At 64.6% G+C, this 7285-nt stretch carries 8 protein-coding genes; 4 read left to right on the forward strand and 4 right to left on the reverse strand.

Annotation, left to right across the window (positions count from 1 at the left end; all coding sequences use genetic code 11):
• Positions 1 to 164 precede the first annotated feature (164 nt).
• Positions 165 to 890 carry an acetoacetyl-CoA reductase gene (gene phbB, locus AC628_RS39745; protein ID WP_050425845.1) on the forward strand — a complete coding sequence of 242 codons (726 nt, stop codon included), beginning with the start codon at positions 165 to 167 and terminating at the stop codon, positions 888 to 890.
• A gap of 136 nt (positions 891 to 1026) precedes the next feature.
• A complete protein-coding gene (yddG, locus tag AC628_RS39750; protein ID WP_074132155.1) occupies positions 1027 to 1899 on the forward strand; it encodes an aromatic amino acid exporter YddG in 873 nt (290 codons plus the stop codon).
• 139 nt (positions 1900 to 2038) lie between these two features.
• Here yddG and AC628_RS39755 read toward each other — a convergent pair whose 3' ends face one another.
• Both AC628_RS39755 and gloB read right to left on the reverse strand, forming a co-directional pair.
• The gene (locus AC628_RS39755; protein ID WP_074132156.1) at positions 2039 to 2473 is read right to left on the reverse strand and encodes a cupin domain-containing protein; all 435 of its coding nucleotides are present in this window, start codon (positions 2471 to 2473) and stop codon (positions 2039 to 2041) included.
• Complete coding sequence (gloB, locus tag AC628_RS39760; RefSeq protein WP_074132157.1) at positions 2473 to 3240, reverse strand: hydroxyacylglutathione hydrolase; 768 nt, start codon at positions 3238 to 3240, stop codon at positions 2473 to 2475. The genes AC628_RS39755 and gloB overlap by 1 nt, the downstream gene beginning before the upstream one ends.
• 182 nt (positions 3241 to 3422) lie before the next feature.
• On the opposite strand from gloB, the gene AC628_RS39765 reads away from it, so the two are divergent.
• Positions 3423 to 4175: a class I SAM-dependent methyltransferase gene (locus AC628_RS39765; RefSeq protein WP_074132158.1), complete on the forward strand. Its 753-nt coding sequence runs from the start codon at positions 3423 to 3425 to the stop codon at positions 4173 to 4175.
• 66 nt (positions 4176 to 4241) lie between these two features.
• On the opposite strand, the gene AC628_RS39770 is transcribed toward AC628_RS39765, so the two are convergent.
• Positions 4242 to 5018 carry a DUF4167 domain-containing protein gene (locus AC628_RS39770; protein ID WP_074132159.1) on the reverse strand — a complete coding sequence of 259 codons (777 nt, stop codon included), beginning with the start codon at positions 5016 to 5018 and terminating at the stop codon, positions 4242 to 4244.
• 513 nt (positions 5019 to 5531) lie between these two features.
• Entirely contained in the window at positions 5532 to 6422 is an 891-nt protein-coding gene (gene prmC, locus AC628_RS39775; RefSeq protein WP_074132160.1) for a peptide chain release factor N(5)-glutamine methyltransferase, read from the reverse strand.
• A 105-nt stretch (positions 6423 to 6527) separates the two neighbouring features.
• Here prmC and AC628_RS39780 point away from each other — a divergent pair, with 105 nt between their 5' ends.
• Positions 6528 to 6953, forward strand: a complete 426-nt coding sequence (locus AC628_RS39780; RefSeq protein WP_074132161.1) for an HIT family protein — start codon at positions 6528 to 6530, stop codon at positions 6951 to 6953.
• Positions 6954 to 7285: the final 332 nt, after the last annotated feature.

The following is a 7285-nucleotide window of genomic DNA, read 5'->3' on the forward strand; positions in this document are numbered from 1 at the left end:
GGCATTTTTGTTTTCCACGAGCATGATCCGGAAAAGTGTGAAGCGGTTTTCCGAAAGGATCATGCTCAAAAGGGAGCTGAAGCGCGACGATCCCATCGCGCTTGGTTGTGAGTGCGTAGGCCGGAGTTATCCGGTTATAAAAGACGGCCAAGGAGGAAACGGACATGGCACGTGTTGCATTGGTGACGGGCGGAACGCGCGGTATTGGAGCTGCGATCAGCAAGGCGCTGAAAGCGGCGGGCTACAAGGTGGCGGCAAGCTACGCCGGCAATGACGCCGCGGCGGAGAAGTTCAAGGCGGAGAGCGGGATTCCCGTCTACAAGTGGGACGTCTCATCGTTCGACGCTTGCGCGGCCGGCGTGAAGCAGGTCGAGGCCGATCTCGGCCCGGTTGACGTGCTGGTCAACAATGCCGGCATCACCAAGGACACCGCATTCCACAAGATGACGCTCGAGCAGTGGAATGCCGTGATCAACACCAACCTCGGCTCGCTGTTCAACATGACGCGTCAGGTGATCGAGGGCATGCGCGCCCGCAAGTTCGGCCGCGTCATCTCGATCTCCTCGATCAACGGCCAGAAGGGCCAGTTCGGCCAGGTCAACTATTCCGCGGCGAAGGCCGGCGACATCGGCTTCACCAAGGCGCTGGCGCTGGAGAACGCCAAGGGCGGCATCACCGTCAACGTGATCTGCCCCGGCTACATCAACACCGAGATGGTGCAGGCGGTGCCGAAGGACGTGCTCGAGAAGAACGTGATCCCGCAGATTCCGGTCAACCGGCTCGGCGAACCCGAGGAGATCGCGCGTGCCGTGGTGTTCCTCGCGGCTGACGATGCCGGCTTCATCACCGGCTCGACGCTGACCGTGAACGGCGGCCAGTATCACGCCTGACGCGGGAAGCGTCGTCGCGTCGCAGGCGCACCCAATCAAGTCTCAATGCCCGGCCTTGTGCCGGGCATTTTCGTCGCTACAACCCCGGGGCGCGAAGCAAAGACGTGGCGGCCCGGCCACGACGGATTGAATTGAAATGACGACCCGAACTGCCACCCTTGTCGGACTGACCGCCATCCTGATGTGGTCGCTGCTGTCGGTCATGACGGTTGCGACCGGGGCGATACCGGCGTTCCAGCTCGCCGCTATGACGTTTGCGATCGGCGCCGCGTTCGCGTTCGCAAGCTTCCTGTTGCGTCCGTCGGCCTTCGGCGCCTTGAAGCAGCCGCTGATTGCCTGGGTCGTCGGCGTCGGCGGGCTGTTCGGCTATCACGCGCTGTATTTCCTGGCGCTGCGTTTCGCGCCGCCGGCCGAGGCCGGCCTGCTCAATTATCTCTGGCCGCTGCTGATCGTGCTGTTCTCCTCGCTGCTGCCGGGCGAGCGGCTTGCGATCCATCACATTGTCGGCGCGCTGCTTGGCCTTGCCGGCACCGTGCTGCTGTTCGCCGGCAACACCGGCGCCTTCACAAGTGCGCAGATTCCAGGCTTTGTGGCGGCGTTTGTCGCGGCGTTCGTGTGGGCGGCCTATTCGGTGATGTCGCGGCGGCTCAAGGCGGTGCCGACAGATGCGGTGGCGGGGTTCTGCCTTGCGACGGCGGTGCTCGCCGCAGCCGTGCATATGATGGTGGAGACCACGGTGTGGCCCGCGACACCGCTGCAATGGCTTGCGGTCACAGCGCTCGGCATCGGCCCGGTGGGCGCCGCGTTCTTTGCATGGGACATCGGGATGAAGCGCGGCGACATCCGCGTGCTCGGCGCCGCATCCTACGCCACGCCGCTGCTCTCGACCGCGTTCCTGATTGCAGCAGGATTTGCCAAGCCCAGCGCCAACATCGCCATCGCCGCGATCCTGATCGCCGGCGGCGGCCTGATCGCGGCGAAAGACATGGTGCTGGGAAAAAGAATGTAGGACGGGTAGAGCGAAGCCTGTTTCACCGTCACCCTGAGGCGCGAGCGCAGCGAGCCTCGAAGGGTCGACGGCCCGGCTGGTGGCCGTGCATCCTTCGAGGCTCGCAAGAGCTCGCACCTCAGGATGACTGGAAAAAGACCTATGAAGCCGGCTCCCAGCCGTTCGGCGCCAGCTCGAACTTTTCGAACTCGAATCCCGGCGCGACCGTGCAGCCGACCAGCGTCCAGTCGCCGCTGCTTTCCGCGGCTTGCCAGGCGCCCGCCGGCACGATCGCCTGCGGCTGTTCGCCGTGCGCCACATCCGGCCCGAGCGTGACCAGCTGCTGTGAGCCGCCGTCCTGCGCGATCTTCAGCGTCAGCGGTGCGCCCGCGCAATAGTGCCACATCTCGACCGCGTCGATGCGGTGCCAGTGCGAGCGCTCGCCGCGCGCGAGCAGGAAATAGATCGCGGTGGAACGGGCGCGTCCCTCGGCATCACTGCGTTCGTCGCGAAACGTCTCGCGATAATGCCCGCCTTCGGGATGCGGCTTGAGCGCGAGCCGCGCGATGATGTCGGCAGCCGATAGCTCGGCCATCACGACTTGTTCTTGCGCTCGCGGAGCTCGCCGAACACCAGCGCCGGGTCGGCGCCCTTCATGTGCAGCTTGGCCGCGACCGCGGGTTCGTCGGCGCGCAGGAACACGTTGGCCTTCTTCTCGTCGCCGAGCAGCACGGGGATCGTCGGCTTGTTCTCGGCGCGCAACTTCGTCACTTCCTCGGCGCGCGCCTGCAGATGCGGATTGTCGGCCTCGATGGTGAGTGCGAACTTCACGTTGGAGGCGGTGTATTCATGGCCGCAATACAGCCGAAAATCGTCCGGCAGCGAACGCAGCTTCAGAAGCGAATCCCACATCATCGGATAGGTGCCTTCGAACACCCGGCCGCAGCCGATCGAGAACAGCGTGTCGGCGGCGAACACCGCCTTCTCGCTGTCGAACACGTAGGAGATGTGGTCGAGCGTATGGCCGGGCGTTTCCACCACGCGGGCCAGGAGACTGCCGACCTTGATGACGTCGGCATTGGCGGCGCGCAGATCGACGTTGGCGATCTTCGCCGACTGGTCGTGCGGGGCGACGACGCGGCAGCCGTATTTCTGCTTCAGCTCGGCGACGCCGCCGACATGGTCGCCATGGTGATGGGTGATCAGGATGTCGGTCAGCGTCCAGCCTTCGCGCTCCAGCGCCTTGATGATCGGCCCGGCCTCCGGCGCGTCGATCGATGCGGTTGCCTTGGTGACGGGATCGTGGATCAGGTACCCGAAATTGTCGGTGAGGCAGCTGAAGGTGCGAATTTCGGCGGTCATGATATCTCCACGAACAAACGGGACGGGCATTTCAGAGCATGATCTTTTCGAAAAACCGGTGGCCGCTTTCCGGATCATGCTCTTAACGCGCCCAATATAGGTGTGAAATATGGCGTTAACGCTCTGGCGGCAACGCAATTTTCCGCGCACCCCGGCGGCAGGGGGCATGGTAGGCTGAGATCATGGACGTCATCGACCTCCGCGACTTCTATTCGCAGCGCCTCGGGATCGTGGCGCGGCAGCTGATCAACCGCGGCATCCGTGCACGGTGGCCGAACGCGGAAGGCCAGCGCGTGCTCGGGCTCGGCTATCCGACACCTTACCTCGGCCTGTTCCGTGATACCTGCGAACGCTGCATTGCCTTCATGCCGGCAGCCCAGGGCGTGCTGAAATGGCCGACCGGCCGGCCGGCGCTGGCCACCTTGATCGACGAGTTCTCGATGCCATTGCCGGATGCCGCGGTCGACCGCGTGCTCTTGGTGCATGCGTTGGAGATGTCCGACGATCCGGAGCGACTGCTGCGCGAGGTGTGGCGGGTGCTGTCGCCGTCGGGCCGACTGATCGCGATCATCCCGAACCGCCGTGGCGTCTGGACGCGCACCGACGCCACGCCGTTCGGCCATGGCCGGCCCTATTCGCGGGCGCAGATCACCCAGCTGTTGCGGCAGACCTGGTTCACGCCGGCGTCATGGGGCGAGGCGCTGTTCATGCCGCCGGTGCAGGGCAGCTGGTTCCTGCGCTCGGCGATGGCGTGGGAGCGTGTCGGCGCGGCGCTGTCGATGCCGTTCGCCGGCGTGCATATCGTGGAAGCGAGCAAGCAGGTCTATCGCGCGATCCCGGCGCGCCGCGAGCGCACGCAACTGATCCCGTCGTTGCGGCCGGTGCTGGTGCCGTCCTCGACGGCGACGCGCAAATCCAGTCATTCGGAATCGTAAGACGACGCAGCCGTGGCCCGGATCATTCACCCTCCCCCTCCAGGGGAGGGTGGTCGCATATGTGCGTTACTCGTTGCCCGGATTGAAGTCGTCGCTCGGCGCGGGCTGCGCTGCCATGTCGGGACGCGGACCGTGCGGACGGCGACGGCGGCGCGGGAAACGCTCGCTGCGCTCGCCGCGTTCGGCAGCACCGCCATTGTTGCCTTCATAGGCGCCACCGTTGACCTGCGGCTGCGCGCCGCCGGTGATGAACGAGGGCAGGCGATCGACGCCGCCGGCATCGGCCATCGCGGGCTGCGGCTGGTTCTGCGGTTGCGGCTGATATTGCGGCTGCGGACGATGCTCGCGTTCGCGGTGTTCACGCGGCTGCTGCTGGTCACGCTCGCGGTGCTCGCGCGGCTGCTGCTCGCGCTGGTACGGCTGCTGGCCGTTGTCGCGCATGAAGGGTTGCGGCTGCTGCGGCACGAAGCCCGGCTCCTGGCCGAAGCTCGAATAGCCGTCGCTGTCGTCGTCGCCGTCTTCGGTCGCGACCGGTTCGGCGTCGGGGCGCGGCTGCTGCTGATTCTGCCGGAACTGCTCCTGTGCGGCCGCGATGATCCGGTAATAGTGCTCGGCGTGCTGGTAGTAGTTTTCGGCTGCCACCGGATCGCCGGAGGAGCGTGCATCGCGCGCGAGCTGGACGTATTTCTCGGCAACGTGGGAGGCCGTGCCGCGGATCTTGATGTCGGGTCCGTTCGATTCGTACACCCGTGTCAGGGGATTCTGGCCGCGCCGGTTATTGTTGTTGTTATTGTTGTTGTTATTCCGGTTGCGCATCCGCTTGTTGTTCTGACCGTTTCTCATCTGTCGCCTTTTATTCCAGCCCTGAAGTTATTGCAGTCCACAGTCCGATTTCTCAGAAGTCCGATTCCCAGAAAGTCCGATTTCTCAGAAGTCCGATTTGCAAAGTCCGATTCGGCGCGCGCCCAGGCGCACGGAATCGCAATACCGTTCGAAGTGGCTTCGATGTCGCTGACCATCTCGTTCAGCAAAGTCGCGTTCAGCAAATACGCGTTCCTCAACCGCCGGCAAAACCCGCCAGCGACCAAATCATTCCGCCCGTCGAGACAGGCCCAGTTCTCGTGCGTAAGTCTTCAAGCGCAATAACAGGCTTTCGTTCGCTTGGCGGTCGAGAGCAGCACAGCTTCGGCTATTGCGCTCTGTGAGACCTGCGTTCCTGGAACCTTTCGATCGGCGGGCTCTGCTGAACCTGGTCATCACCCGTAACGGTTTACGGGGCCAGCACCGATGTTGTGCCCGGAACGTAGTCGTTCCCCGGGGATATTCCAAGAGGTTTTTTTGCGTTCCAATAGGACTTTATCGGGGCGGCCGGCGGGCGGAAACGGCCCTCGGAATGCCCCCCAGATCGGTCCTGGGCGGCCCCGTTGGGGATAACCCCGAAGCCGTCATCAGCGCTTCAACGTCGCCGCTCTGGCCCTGTCCGACTTCCACAACCAGAAATCCACCTGAACTCAAAAGACCCGCAGATTGCGAAATCAGCGCACGGTAGGCATCGAGCCCGTCGGCGCCGCCGTCGAGCGCCGCGCGCGGATCATGCGCGCGCACCTCGATGTCGAGATCGGCGATGTCGGCCGAGGGGATGTAGGGCGGATTGGACACGATCAGGTCGAACGTGCCGGTCAGCCCACTGGCATAGTCGCACTGGATCCACGTGGTGCGATCCGCGAGCCCGAGCTCTGTGGCGTTCCGGCTCGCGGTCTCAAGCGCCTCCGCCGAGATGTCGGTGGCGAAGCCATGCGCGTGGCGCAGTTCCGAGAGCAGCGCCAGCAGGATCGCGCCGGAGCCGGTGCCGAGATCGGCGATCCGCAACGCGCGGTCGGCCGCACCATCGGCCCGCAACAGCTCGAGCGCGCGCTCGACCACGGTCTCGGTGTCGGGACGCGGCACCAGCGTCGCTGCGGAGAGCTGCAGCGGCAGTCCCCAGAACTCCTTGGTGCCGAGAATGCGTGCGACCGGTTCGCCGGCGAGGCGGCGCCGCGCGAGGGCCTCCACGCGATCTGCTTCGTCCTTCGTCAGCGTGCGCCTGGCGCCGGTGACCATGCCGGTCAGGTCGAGCCCCAGCGCGGCGCCGGCCAGCAGCCGCGCGTCGAGCTCGGCATCGTCGCCGCTGACGTCCCTGAGCCGCGCGGCGAGCGCGCGCCGGGCACTCTCGACGGTCTGGCTGCCATGTTCAGCTGCGGTGCTCATTGCGCGTTGTTAACCGATGGTCGATGCGGCGTCGATATGGCTTGCGCCGTGCGTTGCCCGCGCGCACGGTCGGCGTCTCAAATGATCGATCCGGAACGTGTGACCATGACGGGATATGACGACCAGAACATCTTCGCAAAAATCCTCCGCGGCGAGATCCCGAGCTTCAAGGTTGATGAGACCGACCGGACCTTTGCCTTTCTCGATATCATGCCGCGCTCGCCGGGGCATACGCTGGTGATTCCGAAAGCGCCCGCGCGCGGCATCCTCGACATCACAGAAGACGACCTTGCCGCGGTGGCGCGGACGGCCAAGCGCATCGCCATTGCCGCGATGCGGGCGTTCTCCGCCGACGGCATCATCATCCAGCAGTTCAGCGAGCCCGCCAGCGGGCAGGTGGTCTTCCACCTGCACATGCATGTGATGCCGGTGAAGGAAGGCGTTGCGCTGCTGCCGGCGCAGACCCGCAAGGAGGAGATGGACGTGCTCGCCGATCACGCCAGACGCATGATCACGGCGCTGGCGGGCTGAACGAGTCCACGACGAGATTGGATTGAAAGGCAGCCGCGGAAGCGGTGCGCTCCTTCCTCCGCAAACGCATATTGCGGGCGATGGCGCTTGCACGATTTCTGAATATTAGAAATATATCCCTGATTTGCCCGACGAGTCAAGCCGCCCTGCCGAATGTGTCAGTAGCTCGTGATCTGTCGCCTGTTTGTAGCTCGTGAAGTGTCGTGTTTTTGGTGCCCCGGAGCAAAGGGGGCGCGATGGGCACGGCATCCATTCACGAGGGTGTACGACGGATGCGGTTTTCAGATTTGCTGGAACGGACGGAGGCGAGGGAACTGACGCAGGAGGCTGCT

It is taken from the genome of Bradyrhizobium sp. NAS96.2 (genome assembly GCF_001908235.1).
Classification (GTDB): Bacteria; Pseudomonadota; Alphaproteobacteria; order Rhizobiales; family Xanthobacteraceae; genus Bradyrhizobium.